Source organism: Confluentibacter sediminis (assembly GCF_003258355.1).
GTDB lineage: Bacteria > Bacteroidota > Bacteroidia > Flavobacteriales > Flavobacteriaceae > Confluentibacter > Confluentibacter sediminis.
This window is the reverse complement of the sequence record NZ_QKPO01000051.1, coordinates 1-325: the sequence shown is the minus strand read 5'-3', so window position 1 is coordinate 325 and position 325 is coordinate 1. Positions and strand designations below refer to the sequence as shown.

General features: G+C 56.9%; 1 rRNA gene. It reads left to right on the top strand.

Going from position 1 to position 325, the window contains the following annotated elements:
* Positions 1 to 325: ribosomal RNA gene (locus DKT72_RS18930) — 23S ribosomal RNA — on the top strand; the annotation flags it as partial.

The following is a 325-nucleotide window of genomic DNA, read 5'->3' as shown; positions in this document are numbered from 1 at the left end:
GCCGCCCGTACCCCAAACCGACACTGGTGGTCAGGTAGAGAATACCAAAGCGATCGAGCGAATCCTGGTCAAGGAACTCGGCAAATCACTCCCGTTCCTTCGGTTTAAGGGAGACCCCCGATGGTGAACACACTTGCTGTGGGAGCTTTTGGGGGTGGCACAGACCAGGGGGTAGCGACTGTTTACCAAAAACACAGGTGCATGCGAAGGCGCAAGCCGCTGTATATGCACTGACGCCTGCCCGGTGCCGGAAGGTTAAGAGGATCCGTCAGCCTTCGGGTGAAGCGGTGAATTCAAGCCCCGGTAAACGGCGGTGGTAACTATA